Annotated in this window: 18 protein-coding genes and 1 pseudogene; 15 read left to right on the top strand and 4 right to left on the bottom strand. The window is 64.3% G+C overall.

From position 1 onward, the window contains the following. The first annotated feature begins 75 nt into the window (after positions 1-75). From ACYQ8Q_RS16305 to ACYQ8Q_RS16290, 4 genes are all read left to right on the top strand, one after another. Positions 76-2,034 carry a TIGR03960 family B12-binding radical SAM protein gene (locus tag ACYQ8Q_RS16305; protein WP_460065625.1) on the top strand — a complete coding sequence of 653 codons (1,959 nt, stop codon included), beginning with the start codon at positions 76-78 and terminating at the stop codon, positions 2,032-2,034. Positions 2,035-2,686: 652 nt separating this feature from the next. Then, a complete protein-coding gene (locus ACYQ8Q_RS16300; RefSeq protein ID WP_460065624.1) occupies positions 2,687-5,224 on the top strand; it encodes a tetratricopeptide repeat protein in 2,538 nt (845 codons plus the stop codon). Between the two features lie 136 nt (positions 5,225-5,360). After that, the gene (locus ACYQ8Q_RS16295) at positions 5,361-5,891 is read left to right on the top strand and encodes a hypothetical protein (protein ID WP_460065623.1); all 531 of its coding nucleotides are present in this window, start codon (positions 5,361-5,363) and stop codon (positions 5,889-5,891) included. A gap of 173 nt (positions 5,892-6,064) precedes the next feature. Further along, positions 6,065-6,979 (top strand): aminoglycoside phosphotransferase family protein, encoded by a 915-nt coding sequence (locus ACYQ8Q_RS16290; protein WP_460065621.1) that lies wholly within the window; start codon positions 6,065-6,067, stop codon positions 6,977-6,979. A 3-nt stretch (positions 6,980-6,982) separates the two neighbouring features. On the opposite strand, the gene ACYQ8Q_RS16285 is transcribed toward ACYQ8Q_RS16290, so the two are convergent. Further along, complete coding sequence (locus tag ACYQ8Q_RS16285) at positions 6,983-8,356, bottom strand: sporulation protein (protein WP_460065620.1); 1,374 nt, start codon at positions 8,354-8,356, stop codon at positions 6,983-6,985. Positions 8,357-8,567: 211 nt separating this feature from the next. Here ACYQ8Q_RS16285 and ACYQ8Q_RS16280 point away from each other — a divergent pair, with 211 nt between their 5' ends. Continuing rightward, positions 8,568-9,128, top strand: a complete 561-nt coding sequence (locus ACYQ8Q_RS16280; RefSeq protein ID WP_460065619.1) for an ATP-binding protein — start codon at positions 8,568-8,570, stop codon at positions 9,126-9,128. A 308-nt stretch (positions 9,129-9,436) separates the two neighbouring features. Beyond that, positions 9,437-9,742, top strand: a complete 306-nt coding sequence (locus tag ACYQ8Q_RS16275; RefSeq protein WP_460065618.1) for a hypothetical protein — start codon at positions 9,437-9,439, stop codon at positions 9,740-9,742. 410 nt (positions 9,743-10,152) lie between these two features. On the opposite strand, the gene ACYQ8Q_RS16270 is transcribed toward ACYQ8Q_RS16275, so the two are convergent. Then, the gene (locus ACYQ8Q_RS16270) at positions 10,153-10,932 is read right to left on the bottom strand and encodes a GntR family transcriptional regulator (RefSeq protein ID WP_460065616.1); all 780 of its coding nucleotides are present in this window, start codon (positions 10,930-10,932) and stop codon (positions 10,153-10,155) included. Positions 10,933-11,099: 167 nt separating this feature from the next. On the opposite strand from ACYQ8Q_RS16270, the gene ACYQ8Q_RS16265 reads away from it, so the two are divergent. The 5 genes from ACYQ8Q_RS16265 (at position 11,100) to ACYQ8Q_RS16245 (ending at position 15,573) form a co-directional block, all read left to right on the top strand. Next, a complete protein-coding gene (locus ACYQ8Q_RS16265; protein ID WP_460065613.1) occupies positions 11,100-11,450 on the top strand; it encodes an SCO3933 family regulatory protein in 351 nt (116 codons plus the stop codon). Further along, positions 11,450-12,751, top strand: a complete 1,302-nt coding sequence (locus ACYQ8Q_RS16260) for an FtsK/SpoIIIE domain-containing protein (protein ID WP_460065611.1) — start codon at positions 11,450-11,452, stop codon at positions 12,749-12,751. The genes ACYQ8Q_RS16265 and ACYQ8Q_RS16260 overlap by 1 nt, the downstream gene beginning before the upstream one ends. After that, a complete protein-coding gene (locus tag ACYQ8Q_RS16255; RefSeq protein ID WP_460065610.1) occupies positions 12,748-12,945 on the top strand; it encodes a hypothetical protein in 198 nt (65 codons plus the stop codon). The genes ACYQ8Q_RS16260 and ACYQ8Q_RS16255 overlap by 4 nt, the downstream gene beginning before the upstream one ends. Before the next feature lie 298 nt (positions 12,946-13,243). Continuing rightward, a complete protein-coding gene (locus ACYQ8Q_RS16250; protein WP_460073344.1) occupies positions 13,244-14,599 on the top strand; it encodes a replication initiator in 1,356 nt (451 codons plus the stop codon). A gap of 194 nt (positions 14,600-14,793) precedes the next feature. Beyond that, a complete protein-coding gene (locus ACYQ8Q_RS16245) occupies positions 14,794-15,573 on the top strand; it encodes a hypothetical protein (RefSeq protein WP_460065609.1) in 780 nt (259 codons plus the stop codon). On the opposite strand, the gene ACYQ8Q_RS16240 is transcribed toward ACYQ8Q_RS16245, so the two are convergent. Further along, positions 15,570-17,111 (bottom strand): recombinase family protein, encoded by a 1,542-nt coding sequence (locus ACYQ8Q_RS16240; protein ID WP_460065607.1) that lies wholly within the window; start codon positions 17,109-17,111, stop codon positions 15,570-15,572. The two genes, ACYQ8Q_RS16245 and ACYQ8Q_RS16240, sit on opposite strands and share 4 nt — an antisense overlap. Before the next feature lie 886 nt (positions 17,112-17,997). Here ACYQ8Q_RS16240 and ACYQ8Q_RS16235 point away from each other — a divergent pair. From ACYQ8Q_RS16235 to ACYQ8Q_RS16220, 4 genes are all read left to right on the top strand, one after another. Beyond that, positions 17,998-19,158 carry a hypothetical protein gene (locus ACYQ8Q_RS16235; RefSeq protein ID WP_460065606.1) on the top strand — a complete coding sequence of 387 codons (1,161 nt, stop codon included), beginning with the start codon at positions 17,998-18,000 and terminating at the stop codon, positions 19,156-19,158. Positions 19,159-19,952: 794 nt separating this feature from the next. Continuing rightward, complete coding sequence (locus ACYQ8Q_RS16230; protein ID WP_460065604.1) at positions 19,953-20,963, top strand: replication initiator; 1,011 nt, start codon at positions 19,953-19,955, stop codon at positions 20,961-20,963. Between the two features lie 214 nt (positions 20,964-21,177). Beyond that, positions 21,178-21,567 carry a hypothetical protein gene (locus tag ACYQ8Q_RS16225; RefSeq protein ID WP_460065603.1) on the top strand — a complete coding sequence of 130 codons (390 nt, stop codon included), beginning with the start codon at positions 21,178-21,180 and terminating at the stop codon, positions 21,565-21,567. A 64-nt stretch (positions 21,568-21,631) separates the two neighbouring features. Beyond that, positions 21,632-22,888, top strand: a complete 1,257-nt coding sequence (locus ACYQ8Q_RS16220) for a VanZ family protein (RefSeq protein WP_460065601.1) — start codon at positions 21,632-21,634, stop codon at positions 22,886-22,888. Positions 22,889-22,971: 83 nt separating this feature from the next. On the opposite strand, the pseudogene ACYQ8Q_RS16215 reads toward ACYQ8Q_RS16220, so the two are convergent. Further along, positions 22,972-24,523, bottom strand: a pseudogene (locus ACYQ8Q_RS16215) (recombinase family protein). Between the last annotated feature and the right edge of the window lie 172 nt (positions 24,524-24,695).

The raw sequence follows: 24,695 nt of genomic DNA, 5'->3' as shown, positions 1-24,695 counted from the left end.
TTTCGCGGGCGGGGGAGTGCTCCGGGCGCGTTAGGCTGGATGGCCACCCTGTCAGCTCACGAAGGTAACGCCGCGATGTCTGTCGAGTCGGTCTTCCCGCAGCTCGAAGCCTTGCTCCCGCACGTGCAGAAGCCGATCCAGTACGTCGGGGGCGAGCTCAACTCCACGGTCAAGCCGTGGGAGTCCTGTGACGTCCGCTGGGCGCTCATGTACCCGGACGCCTACGAGGTCGGTCTGCCCAACCAGGGCGTCATGATCCTCTACGAGGTACTGAACGAGCAGGAGGGCGTCCTCGCCGAGCGCACCTACAGCGTGTGGCCGGACCTGGAGGCGCTGATGCGGGAGCACGGCGTCCCGCAGTTCACGGTCGACAGCCACCGCCCGGTGAAGGCCTTCGACGTGTTCGGCCTGTCCTTCTCCACGGAGCTGGGCTACACGAACATGCTGACGGCCCTGGACCTGGCCGGGATCCCCCTGGAGTCCAAGGACCGCGGGCTGGACGACCCGATCGTCCTCGCAGGCGGCCACGCCGCCTTCAACCCCGAGCCGATCGCCGACTTCATCGACGCCGCCGTCATCGGCGACGGCGAGCAGGCCGTGCTCGACATGACGCGGATCATCAAGGAGTGGAAGGCCGAGGGCCGTCCCGGCGGCCGCGAGGAGGTCCTCTTCCGCCTCGCGAAGACCGGCGGCGTCTACATCCCGGCGTTCTACGACGTCGAGTACCTCCCGGACGGCCGTATCTCCCGTGTCGTACCGAACCGCTCGGGCGTGCCGTGGCGTGTCTCCAAGCACACGGTCATGGACCTCGACGAGTGGCCGTACCCGAAGCAGCCCCTCGTCCCGCTCGCCGAGACGGTCCACGAGCGCATGTCGGTGGAGATCTTCCGCGGCTGCACGCGCGGCTGTCGCTTCTGCCAGGCCGGCATGATCACCCGCCCGGTGCGCGAGCGCTCCATCACGGGCATCGGCGAGATGGTCGAGAAGGGCCTGAAGGCGACGGGCTTCGAGGAGGTCGGCCTGCTGTCGCTGTCCTCGGCGGACCACTCGGAGATCGGCGACATCGCCAAGGGCCTGGCCGACCGCTACGAAGAGGACAAGATCGGCCTCTCCCTCCCCTCCACCCGTGTCGACGCCTTCAACGTCGACCTGGCGAACGAGCTGACGAGGAACGGCCGCCGCTCCGGCCTCACCTTCGCCCCCGAGGGCGGCTCCGAGCGCATGCGCAAGGTCATCAACAAGATGGTCTCGGAGGAGGACCTGATCCGTACCGTCGCGACGGCCTACGGCAACGGCTGGCGCCAGGTGAAGCTGTACTTCATGTGCGGCCTGCCGACGGAGACGGACGACGACGTTCTCCAGATCGCCGACATGGCGATGAACGTGATCGCCAAGGGCCGCGAGGTCTCCCGCTCCAACGACATCCGCTGCACGGTCTCGATCGGCGGCTTCGTCCCCAAGCCCCACACCCCCTTCCAGTGGGCCCCGCAGCTCTCGGCGGAGGAGACGGACGCCCGCCTCACCAAGCTGCGTGACAAGATCCGCGGCGACAAGAAGTACGGCCGTTCGATCGGCTTCCGCTACCACGACGGCAAGCCCGGCATCGTCGAGGGCCTCCTCTCCCGCGGCGACCGGCGCATCGGCGCCGTGATCCGCGCGGTCTACGAGGACGGCGGCCGCTTCGACGGCTGGCGCGAGCACTTCTCCTACGACCGCTGGATGGCCTGCGCCGACAAGTCCCTCGCCCCCTTCGGCGTGGACGTCGACTGGTACACCACCCGCGAGCGCACCTACGAGGAAGTCCTCCCCTGGGACCACCTGGACTCGGGCCTCGACAAGGACTGGCTCTGGGAGGACTGGCAGGACGCCCTCGACGAGACGGAGGTCGAGGACTGCCGCTGGACCCCGTGCTTCGATTGCGGCGTGTGTCCCCAGTACGACACATGGCCACAACTGAGCAACAGCGGCAAGAAGCTGCTGCCGCTGACGGTCAAGAAGGACGCCGCGACCAGCGGACACGGGCACGGGCACTGAGGTGAGTGAGGCGCTGCGGCGGATCGCTGAGGCTGTGGCGGAGGTCACGGAGGATGAGGTGGCCGCGGCGCTTGGCTCTCTCGGGGTACAGCAGGCGCGGCGGGTTGCCCGGGACGTTCCGAGAACGCCGTTGCCGGCACCCGGGAGCCGTACGGGCATTCAGTCCGAGGTGGAGTGGGTTTAGTGGCCCTTCATGGGAGCCTGGGCGGTATGGGGGGAAGCATCGGACTATCGGGCCGTCAGGAGTTGCTGTGGATCTGGACGCGGGTCGGGCAGGCTGCCGATGGGACCCGCGGAGAACCTCGAGCCCAGAGCATTTCTCAAACGGCTTCGTCTTGGCGAGATTCAGGCGGCACGGTAGCGGCGATCGAGCGGTTCGGCTGTTCGTGCCGATGGGCGAGTGGCATCGTCATCGGCGTAGGGCCTCACACGGGAGTGAGCCTGCGGCAACGCAGCCCTGTCGGGGGTGTGCAGGGCGAATCTCGCCTCAGCGGTGCACGTGTCTTCACCGTGACCCTTTGTAGGAATTATCGTGACGGAGCTGCCAAGTTGCCCTCATTAGGCGTAGCCTGAGGGGGAGCGGATTCTCTCTAACTGGAGCCGAGGACCCGCTAGTTCGAGTTCCGCCCAAGCCTATCGGGGTGAGCGAATCGTGATCAAAGCATTCTTCTCTTATTCGACGAAGGATGAGAAATTCGTCAGCGAAGTCGCTTCACAGGTAGGTCGCCCGTTCGTTCATATCGATAAGCACAGTTTCTCCTCAGGGTACGACATCCTGTCTTCCATCGATGTCGCTATCAGAGAGTCCGGTCTCTTCGTGCTCTTCCTGACTCGAAGCTCTTTAAATTCCGAATGGGTGCGGCATGAAGTGGATGAAGCGAGGTTGCATAGCGCTCTTGGTAGAATCAAGAAAACCCTTGTTGTGCTGATGGATCAAACAATCAGGCGGGATGAGATCCCCGACTGGTTGAATCGAGCTAAGTCAATCACCTCGGCATCTTCGGCCCCAGTGGCTCGGAAGATCAGCAGTCTTGTAGATGATCTGGTACGTGAGAATCAGCACTCCTTCTTCGTCGGACGAGGGAAAGAGATCACGGAACTGCAAAGAGCTTTTGTTCCCTTTGAATCAATGGAGTTGCCCCAGGTTGTCTGTGTGTGCGGGCTGCTAGGGATCGGACGTAAGACCGTACTTTCCAATGTTGCTCGCACGTCCTTGAATTTTGAACGCTTGGTCCCTATCCAGGTCGAGCCAGGTGATAGCATTCAGACACTTGCAGCAAAGGTCGAGGCCCAGATCCAATCTGCGGGAACACCTGAAGATTCGATCTCCATTGTCAGAGAGGTTGAAGGATACACCGACAGAGATGCATTGAGGCTCGCTTTTGACGCCTTTGTGAAAATGACTGCGCAGTTTCGAGAGATGCCAGTTCTTTATGACGAAGGGGGACTACTTGATGCGGACGGGAGAATCTCTGAGGCTATCCGGCTGATCCTTACCTCACTGAAGGATTATTCCGATGTGACCATGGCATTGATGACAAATCGCCGCCCGGATCGAAGATCATTGTTGGAATATGATCTGAGTCTGCCTGTGGTCGACGTCCGTCAGTTGACCGACTCAGACGTCAACCAGCTAATTGCCCTCGTGTCCCGAGCCTGGGGGCTCAAAATTGCGACCGATGCTGCTCGTAAGATAACCGCTGCGGTGCGCGGTTATCCCCCCTCGGTGACGTATGCCTTGGAGCTTGTCCGCTCATACGGGCCAGACGTCGCGATCGGGCAGAACGCTCTGCTCAGCGAGTTTGGCGCGCGGCCCTTTGTTAAGTACCTGCGGAACAGCTCCATAAGTGAGTTGGAGCGGAAGATCCTGCGCATCATCTCCGCTAACAGCCCGCTCCCGCTTCCCATTCTGCAAACTGTGGTAGGAGTGAGCGAGGAAGAAATTGGCGAGGCGTTGATGCGCCTCATTGATGTTTCATTGATAGTCCCGAGCGATGCAGGATGGTACGAAATCTCGGGCCCAGTTGCTACAGCCGTCCAGCGGGAATATAGGTCGTGTACTCCAGCAGAATATGCTGCGGTGTCTGAGGCGCTCGATGATTTCCTCAAGGTGTCAGTTGGCGGAAGCGACTACCTTGCATTGCAGCGTGTCCTCTTCCGAGCTCTTAACTTGGCCGGACGTGAGAAATCGAGGCGAGCTCATTCGTTCGCCGCCGACTATGTGCGCCTAGCCGAGCGATTTTACCACGAGAATCGCGATTACGAGAGTGCACGGAATGCGGCTCAGACCGTTATTGAGTCCCACCCAAACCTGCACTCCGCGCGGATCCTGCTGACCCAGTCCATGATCAAGCTGGGGGACTACGAGTCTGCGGAGACTCAAATCGGCCAATTTAAGCGCCTGGGGCAATTTGCGGATGCCTTTTATCTCAACGGGTTTTTGGATAGGCATCGAGGAAACCACAGACAAGCGGTCCACTGCTACGAAAAGGCCCTGAGTTTCGGCCGGGGAGGTGTTGCGGTACACCGCGATATGGCGGACTGCTATCTGCAACTGGGAAATCTCGACCGCGCGGAGGAGCACATCGCGCTGGCGCAATCCAAGCAACCAGATAACAAGTTTCTAATTGACCTACGCATCAGGATTGCCTGTATGCGGAAGGACGAAGAGCAGGCCCGGGAGCTACTCGGCTTGCTGTATGAGGTGGATGAGCCAGTTTTTTGGAATCATCGAGCCTCTCGGGTTGAATATGCCTTCAATAACCCAGAAGAAGCGTACAAAAAAGCTGAGACTGCATGCAATTCTTCGGACCGGCCTTCGTTCGAGATCCTTGCCAACTTTGTCCGTTGCGCAATAAGGACGAATCGAGCAAGTGAAGCGGTTGAGGTTCTGGATCGTCTCGACCAGGGTTATCGTCTGCAGAAGCCTGATGTCCGCCATGGTCTACGCGCGCGCTTGTCTATCACGCAAGGGCAATTCGATGAAGCGCTTGGATATATCGCAAAGATCTCGCAGCAAGACCTGCCGGTACATCTCATGCTGAAACGCGATGCGATTCGCGGTATTCTCGATAATAAAGCTGTGTCCCGCAGTGAAAGGGTTGAACTGCAGGAGTCCCTCAAGGATATTGAAATTAAGATTGCTAGGGAAGCTCAGTGGTCGTATCTGGATGACGACATGGGGTTCTGAATGGAATTTCAGGATTTTTAGGCGGGGTAAAATGACGTCTACGTGATTCCTGTCGTGCCCGCCCACGTGTCGGTCGAATCAGTCAACAATTCTCCGTGTCGATCTCGAAGTCATCTATTGGATTTGAGGTGTGGGAATGGTGCGAGCGCCTAAAAGTGTCGATGTGAAGCTTAATCTGCATGTACTGGAAATTTCGGGCACTTGGGAGCCGAATGACGCTGAGCGGCTCGCCGCTTGGGAACTGTATGTGGAATTGGTTACCCGTGTGTCGGTAGTCCCCTTGCGGGCTGAGGAAGGCCTGTTGCGGGAGGCAATGAACAGCCTCTATTCCCTGTTCGAGACAACACGTGATGTGTTGCGCAGGCACGGACCTGAAGTAGCTGAACCAAAGCGCAACGGGCAGTACAACTTCGGCTACCTTTCGGTTGCGATGCTCAATTTCGGTATCCGTCCGTTGCTGGCTAGCTGGCATCCGGCTTTGGAAGACTGGGAGAGCCGTCGCCCTGGCGACCGATCCCGTCGCGATCACGAACGCGCCTGGTCCGAGTCTGAAGAGCTGCGCGCGGCTCTACGGGAGACGCGCCGCATTCTCACGGCTTATGCCGATCTGCTCGCCAGTGCGTGTGGGATTCCGAATCTCCTAGAAGCCGTTCCAAACTCCGAGTAGCACGTCGCCTCTGACAACCGATTCCGGAGCGTGGGACGTGTTTGCTCACTGTGCTCCCTCGCTTTTGTGGCCGTTTCCTCGGTACGGTCGTTGTCGTGTCCGGCGTGCGTCGGGTTGGTCACCCGTGGGCGTGCGTTGGTTGATCGCGCGCGACTAGGGGAGCTGGTACGGGCATGGCGGTTGACGCTGCTCGCACGGATGAGGGGTTCACGTCGGCTGGGGCTGCGCGGGTGTTACGTGCTGCGTGCCGGAGGGCGGGGCTTGATGACAGGGGCGCGGGGCTGATCCGCTTCGGGGAGAACGCGCTGTTCCGGCTGGCCTCGGTGCCGGTGGTCGTTCGTATCGCGCGGGGCGCGGAGTGGGCGTCCACGGCTCGTAAAGAGGTGGCTGTTGCCCGGTGGTTGGCGGCGGAGGGGTTCTCGGCTGCTCGCATCGTTGAGGATGTGGAACAGCCTCTCCTGATCGACGGGCACCCGGTGACGTTCTGGCATCTGATCGTTGAGGGGGACCGCAAGGCGACGTATGGGGAGTTGGGGGGCATCTTGCGGGATCTGCACTCGCTGACCGTTCCCGCCGGCCTCGCTTTGCCGTCGTTCGATCCCTTCGGGAAGCAGGAACTGCGGATCGACAAGGCTGCGATCCCTGAGGATGACCGGGCCTTCCTGCGGAAGCGGTGGCGGGAACTGCGGGACAAGTACGCGGAGCTGCGGTTTGAGTCGCCCAAGGGGCCGGTGCACGGGGATGCGCATGTGCAGAACCTCATGGTGGACGACCAGGGGCGCGTGGTCCTGATCGACTTCGAGGCGTTCTGCTTCGATCATCCTGAGTGGGATCTCATGGTGACGGCGGTTGAGCATCACAGTCTTGGCTGGCAGACCGACGTGCAGTACGGCGATTTCGTTGCGGCGTACGGGCGGGATCTGTACGACTGGCATGGGTACGAGACTCTGCGCGGGCTGCAAGAGTTCGGTATGACGACGTGGCTGATGCAGAACGTGCGGGAGAACGAGGAGACTGCGGCTGAGTACCGGCGGCGTATTGCCGGCCTCCGGGATGATCAGGCGCCTCGGGACTGGCGGCCCTGGTAGCTGTTAGTCGTCGTCGTCCAGGCGGGCGAAAGCGTCGCGTACCTTCTCGTTGAAGGCGGCTATGGCAGGGCCCGTGGCGTGCGCGCCGGCCTCGCGCTGGAAGTCTGTGACGTAGCGCTGGAAGCGTGAGGACTGAAGGGAGTCGCCGCCCTCGACTGCGAGGCTTGCGGTGGTGAGGGCGGCTTCCAATTCGCCGTTGAGTAGCTGGCTCTGGGCCAGGACCATGCGGCAGAAGCCGAGGGTGCGGGCGTACTTCGGGTCGGTGCTGTCCACGGCGCGCTGGGCCTGTTCGACGGCTTCGCGTCGCATCTTGAGATCGCGGAAGCAGTGGCAGAGTTCGCCCATGAGTTCGGCTTCGTCGAAGTAGGCGAGCCATGCCGGGTCTTCGGCGGTGTCGGCGGCCTCGAAGTGTCGTGCGGCTTCGTTCATGGCGCGGGTGGCTGCGACGCGGTCGCCTGCGTTGGACAGGGCGCGGGCTTCCATGGCCGAGTAGTTCGCCATGGCGCGTGGGGTGGCTCGTCCTTTGGCGCCCTCGACGGCTGCGCGGGCGAGTTGGATGGCTTGGGTGTGGTTGCCCAGGTAGTTCGCCTGGTGGCTGAGGTTGCCGAGGATGCGGGCGCCGAACATGCGGTCGTCGATGACCTGGGACAGGCGCAGCGTGGATGTTAGGTAGCGGTGTGCGAGCCGGTGGTTGCCGGTGTCGTACGCGGTCCACGCCAGTAACTGGGAGACCTCGGCTGCGGCGCCGAACAGAGCCGTTCCCACCTTCTCGCTGTAGCTCACGCTCAGCAGGGGCAGGACCTCGTAGCGGAAGTAGTGCCGTAACGCGCGGTGACCGTGGCCTCCGCCGTACTTGAAGTCGAGTTGCATGAAGGTGGCGGCGGCGTCCCTGATCGCGCGTACGTCGCGCATACCGACGCGCTGTTGCGCCGGCCGGTCGGCCTCGATGCCGTCGGGGCGGGCGATCATCCATGACAGGACTGCTGAGCTGAGGTCGGCGTCCGCCACCATCAGCCGGTCTGGGGCGGGCGCGTCGGCGCGCTCCTGGGCAAGTCCGTCAAGGACGGAGAGGGCTTCGGGAAGCGTGCTGGGATAGCCGGTCGGCTCCGGTGCGCTTGCCCTGGTGTGGTCGAAAAAGCCGAGATCGCCGGGGGAGACTCGTCGTCCGAGCTTGACGGAGAACACGTCCGCCATGACCGCTGCTGTCTCCGGCTTGATGCCTGAACCGTCGCGCCATCGCTGCACCGCGATGTGGGTTGTGCCGAGACTGATGCCGCGTTGGGCGGCAGCGTCCTGCATGCGCTTGGCCAGTCCCTTGTTCGAGACCTGGGCTTCGGCCATGGCTGCGATTAAGTGCGCGTTCGGCTCCCGGTTCATGCTCCCCTGCCAACCCGAGAATGACGGCGAGTGTTCATCCTGTCACAGGAGTTTCACTCAAGGGGGTTCATTGGTGAACCCCCTTTACGTTTGCCGGTGTTCATGTGAACCCCCTGGTGAACGCTCCCGGTCATGCCCTTCTGCCCGTGTACTGGCTTGCGTGATGCAAGCCATGCCGTGAGAGGTCGTACCGGGCCCGGAGAGGGATGTGATGGAGGCAAGCAGAGCTGAACGCCTTGCACGTGAGGTGGACGCGTTCGACCACTGGTTCGCCGCGCCGAATCCGTCGGACGGCGGGCACTTCCTGTCGGCCACGCTGTTCGCCGAGTCACCCAATACGGCGCGGGTCGCCCGCGACATGACGGCCGTGTTCCTGAACGACGCTGGCGCGGTCGAGTTCGTGGAAGACGCCCGGCTGGTTGTCTCCGAGCTGGTTGGCAACGTGGTGAACCACGTGGTGCCGGAACGCGGCCTCGCTCGTCCTGGAGGTGCCCGGCGCATCGACATGACGTTCAAGGTCTGGCCCAGGTGGGTGTTCATCGGCGTCGCGGATGAGGACTCCTCGCCTCCACTCCTGCCGCTGGGAGACGCGTTCTCGCCCGGTCTGGCGGGTGAGCTGTCGGAAGCGGTCCTGCCGGACAACGGCCGTGGACTGTTCATCGTGCAGCGTCTGGCCTCGTCGGTCTGGTGGCGCCCCGGTGATCAGGGCGGCAAGACCATCTGGTGCCGCTTCGACCGTGACGGCGACGCCAGTGAACGAAAACCCTGCTGATCTCCGGGCCGTCACCCCTGCCACTCCCACGCGATCGGGAGCGGACGACGGCCCGGTCCCGGCTGGAGGCGACCACTCCGGCCAAGAGGCGCGGCCCCTCGCCGGGGCTCTCCCAATCCCCTGAGCTGAGGGGCCGCGCTTCACAACCCAATACCGAGACCGGGCCACCCCATCAGCCCTGGAAAGCGAAGGGTGGCCCGGCTGGGAACACGGCGGTTCCCGGTGCCTGATGGTACCGGGGCCGTCGTGCTGCATTTCTGCCCCGGTCAAAGGAAGTTGACGATCCGTTACCTAGATCGGGGTCTGAAGTGAGCGAGGCAATCGGTACTGGCGAGAATGGGCCGGATGACGGCCTGAACGTGGTGGGGGAGGACTTCGATCTCTGGGTACCCGGCGTCGACTACATGGCGGGCTGGCGGGCAGCGCGTGTGGTTGCGGACCGGTTGAACACGGCCCTGCTCGGGGTCGGGCTGGAGCTGTCGGAGGCGCGGGCCGTCGCGTCGGCGGGTGACGACGGGCGCGGAGTCGTGCGGCTGGTCGGCCTGCCGGGCGCCATGGATCGACTTGCCGGGCTCCTGGAGGCACTTGCCGATAGTGACGGCGGTGCGCGATGAGTGGTGTTCCCGCTGGTGGGTGGGGAACGTGGGCACGTCGTCGGCCGGAGAGACTTTGGGCGGGAGCTGCCATGGGGCGAGTGAACAGGGGGCCTTACGCTGCTCAGGCGAATCGGGCAGGTGGTGCACCTGCCCGCGGTTGTGCCCGATGGGCCCCCTGTTCTTCGAGGCTCGCCCCATGGTGGCTGCCTAAAGCCTCTCCGGCCGGCGACCCCCGGCCCCGTGGGCTCCGGCCCTCGGCGGCCGGTCGCCGCCTCGACTCCTTGGGCGTGCTGTCGTGTGGGGCGTCCGGCGCTCGGCCGGGACCGGCGGTCACGCCGCACGCCCGGCCGGGGCGGCCGGGCGCCCCGGCGCGCCGCAGGCGCGCCCTTGAGGAAGTGAAGAGTGTTTCGACCGATTGCCATTGGCGATCACGCCGGGCGGCCTTGGGTGGGCTCTTTGTCGGCGGTGATCCGGTAGGTGAGCTCGGTGCGGTCGGCTCCGATGCGGAGTTCTTCGAGGATCAGGGCCTGGTCGTCGGTGCCGCAGGTGACGCGGGAGACGTGCAGGACCGGGGTCGCATCGGGCAGGCGCAGGGCGGTGCGCTCGTCGGGCAGCGGCATGCGGGCCCGTACCGACTCGGACCACCACAGCTCGTGCCCGGCCTTCGTCAGCAGCGCGTACACCGCTGCTGGGTCGGCGTCCGGTGCCTCGGCGAGAGCGGGTACGGCTTCGGCCGTGGCGAACGGGATCAGCATGCGGTGCATCGCCCGCGCTCCGGTGGCCGGGTCGATCAACAGCCGGTCACAGCCGAACAGTGCTTCTTCCACCTTGAGTTCCAGCTGGTGGGCTGTGACTTCGGTGGCGTGGGTGCGGTAGGTACTCGGCTCTTCGGTCTGCCGCCAGGCGGCTACGCCGTACAGCGTGAAGTGCCCGGCAGGTGTCTTGCCAACGTAGCGGGAGATACCGGCAACGGGTCCGCTGTCAGAGCGTACGAAGCTGCCCTTGCCGTGGCGGACGTCAATCAGGCCTTCGGCACGCAGGGCAGCGACGGCGTTGCGGACAGTCGGACGCGACACCTGGTAGCGGGCCATGAGTTGCGTTTCCGAGGGGAGCGGGGCGCCGGGTTCGTACTCGCCCTTGAGGATCGCTTCGCGGATGGCGGCGGCCACCTGTTGGTAGAGGGCTCCGGGGCGCTGGATCTCCGACATCTGGGCATCTCCGACGGGTCGGGGTCATAGGCACGTCGCACGTGCGGCGTCACTCGTCAGCATAAGTAGTTGCGCTCTCGCCGTACAGTACTCCACACTCTTCACTCGTAAGGACGAGTGACGTCAGGAGAGGTCTGGCGTCTCGACTGGCTATGGAGGCCGAAGAAATGCAGTCCATTCCCGTGGACACGGCGCGGCTGGGCGTACTGCGGTGCGCCATCGCGCCGGAAGTGAAGATCAGCAACTCCGAGACGCAGGAGGTGAAGAAGGACCGGGAGGGCAACCCCGTCTACACCGTGGCGGTGACCGTGCGGCAGGACCGGCGGCGGATCTCCGTCATCGAGATCGCCGTCAGCGGTCAGCCGACCGGGATCGAGGAAGGACAGATCGTGAAGGTCACCGGACTGGTGGCGTTCATGTGGTCGATGGGCGACCGGCACGGCGTCAGCTTCCGCGCCGATGCGATCACGCCCGTGCCCGCCACCCCGGCGGCGCAGCGCAAGGGCGGTGAGGCGTGATGGAGCCGTACATCATCGCCCTCGCCCTGGCGGTACTCGCCTGGATGCTCGTGGCCGGTGACCTGGTGCGCCGGCACCGGCCCGTCTGGCACTGGTACCTCGTCGGCTACCCGCTGACCGCGTGGCGGGTGGTGTCCACCTGGCGGCGGGTCGCCGTGCTCAACGACCTGGCGGTGTCCCGGCTTCCGGCGCGCACGCTCGTCGGTCACCTGCTGGTGAAGGGTGACCCGGTGCGGCCGGTGGCTCCGCGCTGCTCCTTCCCGCACGTCACCCCGATGGGGTTGTCGGTGCTGGTGCGGCTGCACGCGGGCCAGACCCCGGCGACCTATCTGAAGGCGGCGGACGCCTTCGTGCACGCGTGGAAGGTCCATGCCGTGCGGGTGACCTCGCCGGAACGCGGCCTCGTGCTGCTGACCGCCATGGCGAGTGATCCGCTGGAGCGGCCGGGCTTAGCCACGGCTCCGGCCGAACTTCTCTCCGCGCTGATTGGCGCGCTGGAGACGGGCGGGGCGTGGGTGATGAACCTGCGGCTGGTGCCGCACTGGCTGATCACCGGGGCCACTCGCTCGGGCAAGTCAACCTTGCTGGCGCGGCTCATCACCCAGCTCGCCACACAGCGGGTCGCTCTGGTGGGCATCGACTGCAAGGGCGGCATGGAACTCGGCCTGTTCACCGCACGGCTGACCGCGCTGGCCACCTGCCGCCGTGAGGCGGTAGCGGTGCTGTCCGCGCTGGTGGTCGACATGCAGGACCGGATGAGTGCCTGTCGGTCGGCCGGGGTCCGTTCCATCTGGGAGCTGCCCGACAAGCTCCGGCCCGTGCCGGTCGTGGTCCTGGTCGACGAGATCGCGGAACTGTACCTGTCCGACGGCACCCGCGAGAGCAAGGCGGAAGCCGAACAGTGCTCCACGCTCCTGCTGCGACTGGCCCAGCTCGGTGCCGCCCTCGGCATCCACCTGGTGGTGGCCGGCCAACGCGTCGGATCCGACCTCGGCCCCGGCGTCACCGCCCTGCGCGCCCAGCTCGGCGGCCGCATCTGCCACCGGGTCAACGACCCCGGCACCGCCGAGATGACCCTCGGCGACCTCAACAAGGACGCCGTGGCCGTCGCCCAAGCCATCACATCGGAAGAGCGCGGGGTGGCGGTGTGCACCGGTCCGGAGGGTGGCTGGAGCCGCGCCCGCTCCCACCTCACCCCGACGGATGAGGCCGTGGCCACGGCCCGCAAGTACTCGGCGATGACTCCGGAACTGTCCCTCGTCACCCGCGCACTCGTGGCGCTGGAAGGAGAGAGCAAGTGATCAGCGAAGGTACGGCGTTCACGTTCGCGGTGATCTTCGGGATCGTCACCGTCCTCCTCGTCCGCTCCCGCGACGTGCGCGCCTGGGAAGCGGTCTGCGTCGGCCTCTTCGGCGTCTACCTCGGCCAGACCCCGGTGATCTTCACCATCCACGGGCTCGTGACCTGGTTCATCAGCGGCTTCTCCCACACCTGAGCAGAGAGGACGTCCCGCCATGCCTATGCCTCGTGTGAGGTGCCCGTACTGCAAGGGCGACGGAGCCCGTAGGACCTGGACCGGACGCATCCGGCGCTGCCGCGTCTGCCGGGGCACCGGCACCATCCGCTGAACCCGTCTCCACACCCGACCAACGCAAGGGAGTGATCCGCATGCCCCACGGCGCACCACCCACCATCGTCCCGGCCGCTTCGGCGGCCCATCCCGGAAGGTCACCACCATCACCCCGGAGTACACCCCGGCTGACAGGCGCGCCGCCCTCGACCGTGCGGCGCGCCTGCGTCAGCTTCCTGAAACCGACCGCGACGCCCTACGCCTCGCCCAAGACCCCAAGTTCTCCCGCTGGCTGGAGCAGATCACCGCAACCGGCGGATGCTCCCACCCCGTCCACCTCTCCGGCTCCACCACCATCCTGGACGGCGCGACAGGCGAGATCCTCCGCCACTACGACACCCGCGACGAACCCGGCGAACGGCTCCTCGTCCGCTGCCGCAACCGCCGTGCAACCATCTGCCCGGCCTGCTCCCGTCTCCACGCGGGCGACACCTTCCACCTGGTCCGCGTCGGACTTCTCGGCGGCAAGAACGTCCCCGCGACGGTCCGCTACCGGCCCCGGCTCTTCGTCACCCTGACTGCACCGTCCTTCGGCCCGGTCCACCGGGCAGGCGACATCTGTCGACCCCGACACGACCGCCGCAACTGCGAGCATGGACGTCCCCTCGGCTGTGGCACCCCCCACGCCCCGGATGCCCCGGTCGTCGGACAACCGCTCTGCCCCGACTGTTACGACTACGCGGCGCACGTCCTCTGGCACGCACACGCCTCCAAGCTGTGGGACCGCTTCGTGATCGACGTCAGGCGGCGCCTGGCCTCCTCCGCCGGCCTCGTGCAGTCCCGCTTCGCCGAACACGCCCGGCTCTCCTTCGCCCGCGTCGCCGAGTACCAGAAGCGCGCGGCCGTCCACGTCCATGCCGTCGTCCGCCTCGACGGGCCGAACGGATCCGACGACGAACCCCCGGCCTGGGCCACAACCGACCTTCTCACCGATGCCGTACGCGCCTCCGCGCGGCGGGTCCTGGTCCGCTCTCCCTACAGCCCGGCCGTGGGTGATCGGGTTTTGCGCTGGGGTGAGCAGATGGACGCCCGGCCACTGCGCATCGACGGCGACGGCCCCGATGACGACGCTGTGGCTGCGTACATCGCCAAGTACGTCACCAAGGGAGCGAGCGAGACCGGCGCCGGCATCGACCACTCGCTTACCAGTTGGACCGACATTGCATCGGCCCCCGTGAGCGCACACGTCCGTGCCCTCATGCGCGCCTGTTGGCGCCTCGGCGGCCTCCCGGAATACGAACCTCTCCGCCTTCGGGCCTGGACTCACACGCTCGGCTACCGGGGCCACATCCTCACCAAATCCCGCGCCTACTCCACCACCTACGCCGCACTCCGCGCCGAACGCGCCCAGCACATGGGTCACGACGACACCCCCGACGCGATCACGGAACGGGCCTGGCGATACGTCGGCTCCGGCCACACCCCGGGCGCTGCTCTCATCGCGGCAGGCGTTGCCGAAGATCTTGCGGAGTCCCGGCGGCTTGGTGTGGAGGCACAGCAAGAGGGGGGATGGGGCTGACAACCGCACCTCCCAACCGTGCTTCGCCGCAATGCAGCCCCTTGCCCTTGCCAGGGGGCAGTGAGGGCGGTGTGGCCACCATGATTGAAAGTGAGATCGTGATTGTGGACGAGGACGGGACGGAAGAACCGTTTGATCCGGCGTCGTGGTTCCAACCCACTTGATGCTGGGCTGAGCGGCGCTATGGTCACGACATGCCCGCAGAGAATGAGGAGAACGCCGAAGAGGGGCCTGACCCGCTCGATACCGATCCTCTTCCCCTTTGGGGGCGTGTCACGGCAGGTGTTGTCGGGCTCCCCATGGTGGGCGCAGGGGCAGTCGCGGTCTTCCTCTCGGACAATCAGGCAGGCAGCGCCGTTCTGATCATCGCTGGCGTCATCCTGGTGTTCATGCTGATCAGCGGGAATCCGCTGTACAGCCTTGGGCATGGTGAGACACAGGTGCAGTTCGCCCGTGCCCGCAGACGTCAGGTACTCGTCGATGCCAGGGATGCGCCGACGGAAGAAGCTCAACGCGTAGTCGACACGCTCACGACAGTCGATCCCGCCGCTGAGAGAGATCCAGCGGTGCGTGAGTTCTCGCGAGAGCTGTACGAGCGACGCGTCCACGAAGCGATCCTTCGCTGTGTAGACGCGGGAGTCACCATCACGCAGTCGTCTTACGACTACGGTCACGACTACCTCATACACATGCCAGTAGACCGTGTGATCGCTGTCGCTGTGCTCGGGCACCAGCGACAGGACGCGGCGATTCCCCTGACACGGGTCCAAGAATTCGTTGGTAGGGCGGCGTCCTCCGCGGCACCTCTGTTGGTCGTGTCGAACGCTCGCCTCGGCCCGCATGGTGCACGTGCAGCGGCCGAGGCTCGCGATAACGGCGTCCTGATCTCTGTCGTGCGATGGCGTGATGAGGAGGACGACGACCGACTTCGCACCGCGATTGTCTCGCTGGCGTCCAGGATCTCGGCAGACTAGAAAGCCTCGGCGAAGTCGTCCTCCTTGAGGATCAGGCGGTCCCGCACGTCTTTGGGGATCAAGAGCTTCATGTGGACGTGCGGGGCGCGTACCCCCTTCACCTTGGTTCGCGTGATCCTGCACTTCACGCCCACCCGGAGAAGATCGGAGCCCATGGCCTCCATGCCGCCCTCCTCCCAGCGCTCCCGGAACGACTTGCCGTTGTGTACGGCCACCCACCGGTCCTTCGTCGACTCGGGGTCGATGGCCTCCAACTGTTTGATCAGGTCGTCCATGGTCTTCTCGGCCTGTTCCCGAGTGAAGCGCGTCTTCGTGAAGCGCCCCTCAGGTTCGAGACCGGTCATGTAGTAGCTGATGGACTCCTCAAGGCGCTTCTGCTCCTTGCGGGCTTCGGCGCCCTGGCGGTACTCCCGCACCATGACGGGGTCGTCCCCGAGAACCTTCAGGACGTCTTCGACGAACTTGCTGTAGATGTGGTGAGGGTTCGGTGCGCCGTGGCCCCCGCTCTTGCACATGCCGCATCGCAGGTACTCGTAGTGCCGGCCCTTGTGCGTGGTCTTCTGGACGGTCATGTTGCTGCCGCAGTCATCGCAGAGCAGCACCCCCAGGAACCGTGTCGCTCCGCCGGGGGCGCGGGTGGGCTGGTTCTTCCCTCGCCGGTCCAGGGCCGCTTGCAGGCTCTCGAACTCCTCTTCCGTGAAGATCGGGTCTGCCACCCGGATGGGCTTCCCGTCGTTGCCCAGCACGATCTTCGAGCGGCGTACGCCTCCGACCTTGTTCTCCTCCACGCGGTACCCCATCAGGCCGGGGTTCCGGAGCCGACGGAGCATCGTCGACGTGGTCAGGCCCGGTCCGCAGATTCCGGCACGGATGAGGACCCTGGACATGCGCCGCGCAGATGCGGGCTTCGGCCTCAGGGCGGCGCGGCGACACCAGTGCAGTGCTCTGTACGCCTCTTCATTGATGGCGAGGACGACCCTGCCATCATCGTTCTCCGTCGTCTCGTAGCCGTACGTCGGCTTGCCCACGACCCAATCCGTCTGCGTCCTGGCGTAGTCCCACAGGCTCGTGATGCGCGTGCTGGTGTTGGCCGCCTCGATCTCGGCGATACCGCCGATGATCGTGACCATTATCTTTCCGGCCGTCGTGGTCAGGTCGATCGAGTCGTGCTTGGACAGGAGGTTCTTCCCGTACTTCAGGCACCAATCGATCATGGTGCTGAGGTCCGTGAGGCGTCGTACGAACCGGTCCAGCTTCCAGAACAGGATCTCGTCGAACTCCGGCGCGCGGTTGTTGAGCCAGTCGCCCAGCTCCTTGCGCTTCCATGGCGGGACCTTCGTCGCCGACACGTTCAGGTCGCTGGCGACTCCGACGACTCGGCGGCCTCGCTCCAGGGCGAGCTTCCGCAGATCGAGTTCCTGGCGGATGGGGGAGGTCGTCTCGTCGGTGAGCACCGAGAGGCGTATGGAGAGCAACGCCCTCGGGGCGTCGTCCGGCAACAGCGTCTCGGCCTTCTTCAGGTCCTCCAGGACCGTCATGTCCGCCGCGGTCCACTCGGTCTCAACGTCGTACGCCGGTAAGTGAGTTGTGCTGCGCTTCCTCGTCCGTGTTCCCATGGCTCCACGGTACTGGATTTAGAGCTGTTGGTGTATGCCCCGCCATGGACACGACCATCCAGATCGGCCCCACGGGCAAGAAGCTGCTCCCGCTGACGGTCAAGAAGGAGACAGCGACCAGCGGGCACGCGCACGGGCACGGGCACTGAGGTGAGCGAGGCGCTGCGGCGGATCGCTGAGGCTGTGGCGGAGGTCACAGAGGATGAGGTGGCCGCGGCGCTCGGCTCTCTCGGGTTGGTGGAGGCTCGGCCGACTGCCCAGGACGTTCCTAGAACGCCGCTGCCGCCGCCTGGGAGCTCTTTGGGAATCCAGTCTGAGGTGGAGTGGATCTGAAGCCTGTAAACGTCTCAGCCGCCTGTGGAGCGACCTGGCGGCAGCCCGTGCGAGCCCTTCGCCATGGGGCTACGGCAGGGACTGCTCAGGACACGATGGGGCCGCCGTTGCCGATGTGGAGAGTACGAAGCAAGCGCGGGCCTGGATAGGCGGGCAGTTGGATGCTTCTCGGCGCCAGCAGCTCATCTTTTTGGACAGAAGTCGGGTCCACTGAATGGGCCACGTCAGCGCACGCGGAGAGGGGGGTTGTTCTTGCCTGCCCGATTTGCGCCCGACCGATAAGCCTTTGACAGCACGGAAGGATGCTGCTGACACTGCTCATGCAAAGCGTTCTAATCAGGCCCACCACAGACTCTCGTGGCCACACGTGACACCTGGCCGGACGGATTACTGGGCGTGCCTCCAACGGCGTAATTCCTGGAGCGCTAACGGCATGGCTGTCTGGTAAATCTTCGGGTCGAACTAGCCTGGCTGCATGCTATGGGTACTTTGCTGCGCGCTCGTATTGGACTCTGTAATTCTTGTGGTCAGCGGAATGGTTGATATTACCGCATATGGTGATCCCCAAATCCCTTGGGGATTTCTGCGAGTCATCGTCGCGTTCGTTAATCTCGCTGCCGCCGTTGAGCTTTTCAGGGAGGTCAGGCTCAATCCTGCCGTCCGGAGAAAGCCCTGGGGATTCCCCTCTGTTCTGGTCGGGCAGGCGTCAATGATTCCGATGTTCATTGTGCCGATCTTGTTGGAAATGAAAAGCTTGGTGCACGATTTGGGTGACGTTGCCCTAACTGTCCTCTTTGGTGCGCTGCTTTTTGTGGCAGTGGCAATTTCCTTCACGGCCCTTGTCACTAGACCTGAGTACCTGCATTCAGCCTGGGCTGCAGCCATCGCACTACTTCCGCTCGCGAGTCTAATTCAATTCTGGTATCAAACCTTCTACCTTCCGGCCCATGAGCGTCCTACCGTGAATGTTCAGGCTGAACTCGAAGAGGTGCGACGTGAAGGGGTGGTGAGTCAAATGCGTGGCACTGTCACCCTGGAGAATGTAGGGAAGGCTGCACTGAGCACTCTCGGCTCCGTCTATTCTGTAAGCGGGCACGATGTGGGTGCAGGGGACCACCCTATGATGCTTAGTGAAGTTCGGGGTGCCGTTAAGAGGAACCGTGTTCCGTGGGCGGATGGCGGTCCATATAGAGGAGTTTTGAAAGTTGGTCGATTGATCAGACCTGGGGGACATCTAACCCCTGGTCAGAAGATCTCGACAACGGTTGTATTCGATGTCAGGAATGATGAGCAGCAGAAATTGAGGCTTACCGTTCAACTTTCGCTGCTAGTGTATGCGGATGAGCTGAATATTAAGAAATGCCCGAAGGGTAGTGGGCGCGATTGGAATTTCCCAAGTTGCCTCGAAGCGTCGGTGCCGGCCTCTAACTGGTTCCGTGAATACCTTGGCGACAGGCCGGTGGTGCGCACCATCGTTACATTTTCGTCGAAATCGGCACCAGATCTTATTACGAAATTTCAGATCTCCGATTGGGACCCAAAGGGTAAGCGTGGGGCGAGCGCCGCGCAGGAAATTAGTCCTTTTATGGTTAGTCGAGGAGTAACAACCAGCACTGAGTTTAGGTTGGACCCCTAGGGCTCGAAGTTCACCGCGTCGAAGTGGCAGCCAGGATCCGCATTCGGCATCGGTTCATCTCGCCAGCCCGAACCACGTGCCACCGCGGATGGACTAGCGGGATAAGCTGCGGTTCTCGCCTTGGCTAGATTTTCTTTTCTTGTAAATCGATCGAGGGGGCCAAAGAAGCTGAAATATATTGTGCCATCAGTGCCCGTGAATTGGCTTATCGAGGGGCCTAGCGATTGCGTGACCGGTAGTGGATGCGCGCTATGAGGCTCTTTCTGCGGCCCTCAACTTGCTGAGGGCGGCGAAGTGCGCGAATAAACGCATGCAACCCCATTGGATCCGTCGGTCGTGAACCAGCCTATCCACGCTGCAAAAAAGGAGTCGGGAGTCAGGGTCATAATTTCTTCACGGTAAATCGTGCCGGAAATGATCGCGATCACCCCCGGAAAGTCCCCTGCCAGGGCATCTTGGAAGGGTATCCCCTCCCGAATATTCGACATGACTTCCAGAGTGTCCCCGCAGCAATCTTCACCGTCGAAATCGAGTGCGCTGCCCCCCGCCACCCGACCGCAAGGGATTGGTCCCCATGACCGACCCCGCGCCACCAACTCGCATCTGTGCCGCTTCGGCGGCTCGCCCTGGAAGGTCACCACCATCACCCCGGAGCACACCCCGGCTGACCGGCGCGCCGCCCTTGACCGCGCGGCGCGCCTGCGTCAACTCCCCGAAACCGACCGCGACGCCATCCGCCTCGCCCAAGACCCCAAGTTCGCCCGCTGGCTGGAGCAGATCACCGCAACCGGCGGATGCGCCCACCCGGTCCACCTCTCCGGCACGTCCTCTGGCACGCGCACGCCTCGAAGCTGTGGGACCGCTTCGTCATCGACGTCCGGCGGCGCCTCGCCTCCTCAGCCGACCTCGTGCAGTCCCGCTTCGCCGAACACGCCCGGCTCTCCTTCGCCCGCGTCGCCGAGTACCAGAAACGGGAGGCCGTCCATGTCCATGCCGTCGTGCGCCTCGACGGACCGATCGGATGCGACGGCGAACCCCCGGCCTGGGGCACTGTTCCGCTCCTCATCGATGCCGTACGCAAGTCGGCCCGGCGCGTCCTGGTCCACTCGTCCTACAGCCCGGCCGTGGGTGAGCGGGTCTTGCGCTGGGGTGAGCAGATCGACGCCCGGCCCCTGCGCACCGACGGCGAAGGCCCTGATGGCGACGCCGTGGCCGCGTACGTCGCCAAGTACGTGACCAAGGGAGCGAGCGAAACCGGCGCCGGCCTCGACCATCCCCTGACCACCTGGGCCGATATCGAGTCGGTACCCGTCAGTACCCACGTCCGCACCCTCATGCGCGCCTGCTGGCGCCTCGGCGGCCTCCCCGAGTACGAACCCCTCCGCCTCCGCCCGTGGACCCACACCCTCGGCTACCGCGGCCACATCCTCACCAAATCCCGCGCCTACTCCACCACCTACGCAGCACTGCGCGCCGAACGCGCCCACCACAAGGGCCATACCGACACCCCGACGCGATCACCGAACACAACTGGCGCTACGTCGGCTCCGGCCCCCCGCTGCCCTCATTGCCGCCGGGATCGCCGAAGACCTTGCGGACTCCAGACGGCTTGCTGTGGAAGCCCAACGAGCGGGGGGATTGCTCTGACGACGACTTTTCTCCCCAAGCGCGGTACCCACGTCAGCCCCTTGCCCTCGCCGGGGAACGCCGAGAGTAGTGCCGCCACCGTGATCGAAAGTGAAATCGTGATCGTGGACGACGATGGCACCGAAGAGCCGTTCGACCCGGCTTCGTGGTTTGCGTGAGCGTGGGTGACGGATGTCGAAGCTGCCAGCAGCTCTGTGCATGCCTGCCGCCCGTACGTACCCCGGCCAGCGAGATCACGCCAGTCTGTGAATCGCCTTTGAGTCAACCTTGACATTTGACCTTGTCCTGTCAAGTTTCGGCTGTCTAGTGTCTCGTGTTGTTGATCTTGCAATCAATGCATGATCTGAGCCAGACGAAGGGGGAAAGAGAGTGTTGAGGAAGAAGCTGATTGTCGCTGCGATGACGGGCGCGCTCGTACTGACGGGAACGAGCGCCTTCGCCTTCGGCTCCAAGAGCACGCAGCTGTCCAACGGGGTGCTGACCATCAACGGAGACGATGGCTGTCTCGTGAGCGGCAACTGCGCTCTGTACTACTCGTCCACCACCTACAAGAAGACCGGTGGCAGTAAGGTCACGATTCAGCTCGCGATGACGACGGGGAACGCGCTGTTCCTGGACACCCAGAAGTCGATCTCCTCAGGCCAGACGCTGTCGCACAGCTGGGGCGGCAAGCGGAAGTCCGAAGTTGAGGACTGCTCGATCGCTGGTTACATGAAGGCGAGCACCGGCAACTACTACACGCCCAACCTCGAGGTCTGCTAGCCCACTTCCGCAACGGCCGGGGTGCCTGACCAGCACCCCGGCTGTGTGTTTCGAAGGCTCCAACGTGATTGAAGCGTCCATCTCCGCCGTACCGGGCCTCATCGCCTCCTTCCTGATCCTCGCTGTATTAGTCGCGGTGCCCACGGCGCTTGTGGCTAAGGCGAGGAAGAAGCCGTGGCCCCTGAGGACGGCTCTGGCGGCCTACTTGGCCGGCATCCTGGCTGTGACTCTGCTGCCGGGTGACGCCGGTCTGGAGTCCTGGCAGTGTGACACCGGGTTGCCCACCCACCTGTTCACGTCGGCGAGTTCTCTGCTGAACATCGCGCTCTTCGCACCTGGTGCGTTTCTGGCCGTCCTGCTCTTCCGGAGGCCGGTGACGGTTGCGGCTGCCTTCGGGGCCCTCAGCGGGGTGGTGGAACTCGCCCAGTCGGTGGGCCATCTGGGGCGCTCGTGCAGTGTGACCGACCTCGCGGCCAACGCGACCGGCGCTGCGCTGGGGGCCTTGGCAGGCGCCGTATGGCTGTACTGGCGGCGGCAATCGCCGGTCAAGCCCATGCGCGACCTGGTCTGGGGGCTGTCGCTTACTGTGGTCGCCGTGGCGGCCGTCGGGGGCGTCTTCCAGTCGCGGATCGATTCGGTCGACGTCGTCGCCATGGATGACGAGAGGCGCGACCTTGCCGAATCCGCCGTTGAAGCCGACGAGTGGATTGCTACGGCGGCCAAGGGCGTGTTCGGGAGCGACACGGAGGTGCGGGGGACTGCGACCGAGAAGGACGGAAGCCGTCTGAAGATCACCGCTGAGACGAACCGCGGCACCATCTCTGGGACATGGCCGGAGAAGACCCTGGAAAGTGCTTGGTCCTCGAACACCCGTGGAGATGAGGGCAGCCTCAATGAGAAGGAAGTGTCGGCAGAGGCTGAACGGTTCGCTCGTAAGTGGTTCCCGCAGAACGTCGCAGGGAGCGATCAGCGCATCCGCTCCATTGGCGACGGTCCGACCATGGCCTACACGGTGGTGTACCGGCGCTACGCGGACAAGGTCATGATGCCCATGCGCCTCGACCTCACCATCACCACCACAGGACGGGTGATCGGATTCACCGCCCGGACTGTCGACGATCCGGCACTTCCCCGAGTCACTGTCGACGAAGCCAAGGCCAGGACCCTGGCAGAGGACGCGACGGGACTTCCGAGTGACTCCACCTCGCTCCTTGCTCAGCAGATCAAGGGGAAGTGGCGACCGGTCTGGCTGGTCGGTAGCGGCAAGCAGGACATAGTGATCGACGCTGCTACCGGCGAACGCATCGCTGGCGAGGGGTGACCACTTCACCCGCGATCAAGGGCCTTCCGTAGCCGCCTCCCGTTCATTCGGCAGGCGGCTGCGCTCTGTCGTCGCGACTGAGTTCAGAAGGCTTCCGCGAAGTCGTCTTCCTTGAGTATCAGACGGTCCCGAACGTCCTTGGGGATCAAGAGCTTCATATGGACGTGCGGAGCGCGTACCCCCTTCACCTTGGTGCGTGATCCTGCACTTCACGCCCACCCGGAGAAGATCGGCGCCCATGGCCTCCATGCCGCCCTCCTCCCACCGTTCCCGGAACGACTTGCCGTTGTGCACGGCCACCCACCGGTCCTTGGTCGACTTGGGGTCGATGGCCTCCAACTGCTTGATCAGGTCGTCCATGGTCTTCTCGGCCTGCTCCCGCGTGAAGCGGGTCTTCGTGAAACGCCCTTCGGGTTCGAGGCCGGTCATGTAGTAGCTGATGGACTCCTCAAGACGCTTCTGCTCCTTGCGGGCTTCGGCGCCCTGGCGGTACTCCCGCACCATGACGGGGTCGTCGCCGAGAACCTTGAGGACGTCTTCGACGAACTTGCTGTAGATGTGGTGGGGGTTCGGTGCGCCGTGGCCCCCGCTCTTGCACATGCCGCATCGCAAGTACTCGTACTGCCGGCCCTTGTGCGTGGTCTTCTGAACGGTCATGTTGCTGCCGCAGTCGTCGCAGAGCAGCACCCCCAGGAACCGTGTCGCTCCGCCGGGGGCGCGGGTGGGCTGGTTCTTCCCTCGCCGGTCCAGGGCCGCTTGCAGGGTCTCGAACTCCTCTTCCGTGAAGATCGGGTCCGCGACACGGATGGGCTTCCCGTCGTTGCCCAGCACGATCTTCGAGCGGCGTACGCCACCGACCTTGTTCTCCTCCACTCGGTACCCCATCAGCCCGGGGTTCCTGAGCCGGCGGAGCGTCAGGCCCGGTCCGCAGATTCCGGCACGGATGAGCACCCTGGACATGCGTCGCGCGGATGCGGGCTTCGGCCGCAGGGCGGCGCGGCGACACCAGTGCAGTGCTCTGTATGTCTCTTCATCGATGGCGAGGACGACTCTGCCGTCCTCGTTCTCCGTCGTCTCGTAGCCGTACGTCGGCTTGCCCACGACCTAATCCGTCTGAGTCCTGGCGTAGTCCCACAGGCTCGTGATGCGCGTGCTGGTGTTGGCCGCCTCGATCTCGGCGATTCCGCCGATGATCGTGACCATGATCTTTCCGGCCGTCGTGGTCCGATCGATCGAGTCGTGCTTGGACAGCAGGTTCTTCCCGTACTTCAGGCACCACTCGATCATGGTGCTGAGGTCCGTGAGGCGTCGTACGAAGCGGTCCAGCTTCCAGAAAAGGATCTCGTCGAACTCCGGCGCGCGGTTGTTGAGCCAGTCGCCCAGCTCCTTGCGCTTCCACGGCGGGACCTTCGTCGCCGACACGTTCAGGTCGCTGGCGACACCGATGACTCGGCGGCCTCGCTCCAGGGCGAGCTTCCGCAGATCGAGTTCCTGTCGGATGGGGGAGGTCGTCTCGTCGGTGAGGACTGACAGGCGGATGGAGAGCAACGCCCTGGGCGCGTCGTCCGGCAGCAGGGCCTTGGCCTCCTTCTGCTCCCGTTGACGGTCAAGAAGGAGACGGCGACGAGCGGGCACGGGCACGCGCACGGGCACTGAGGTGAGTGAGGCGCTGCGGCGGAGGTCACAGAGGATGAGGTGGCCGCGGCGCTCGGTTCTCTCGGAACCGTGAAGGTACGCCCGCCCGAGAGGGCCCCGGAAAGCCCCTGCCGACTCCTGGGGGCCGTGCGGGCATTCGGTCCGAGGTGGA

The organism is Streptomyces sp. YKOK-I1 (assembly GCF_054660435.1).
This window is presented reverse-complemented; position numbering and strand designations above follow the sequence as displayed.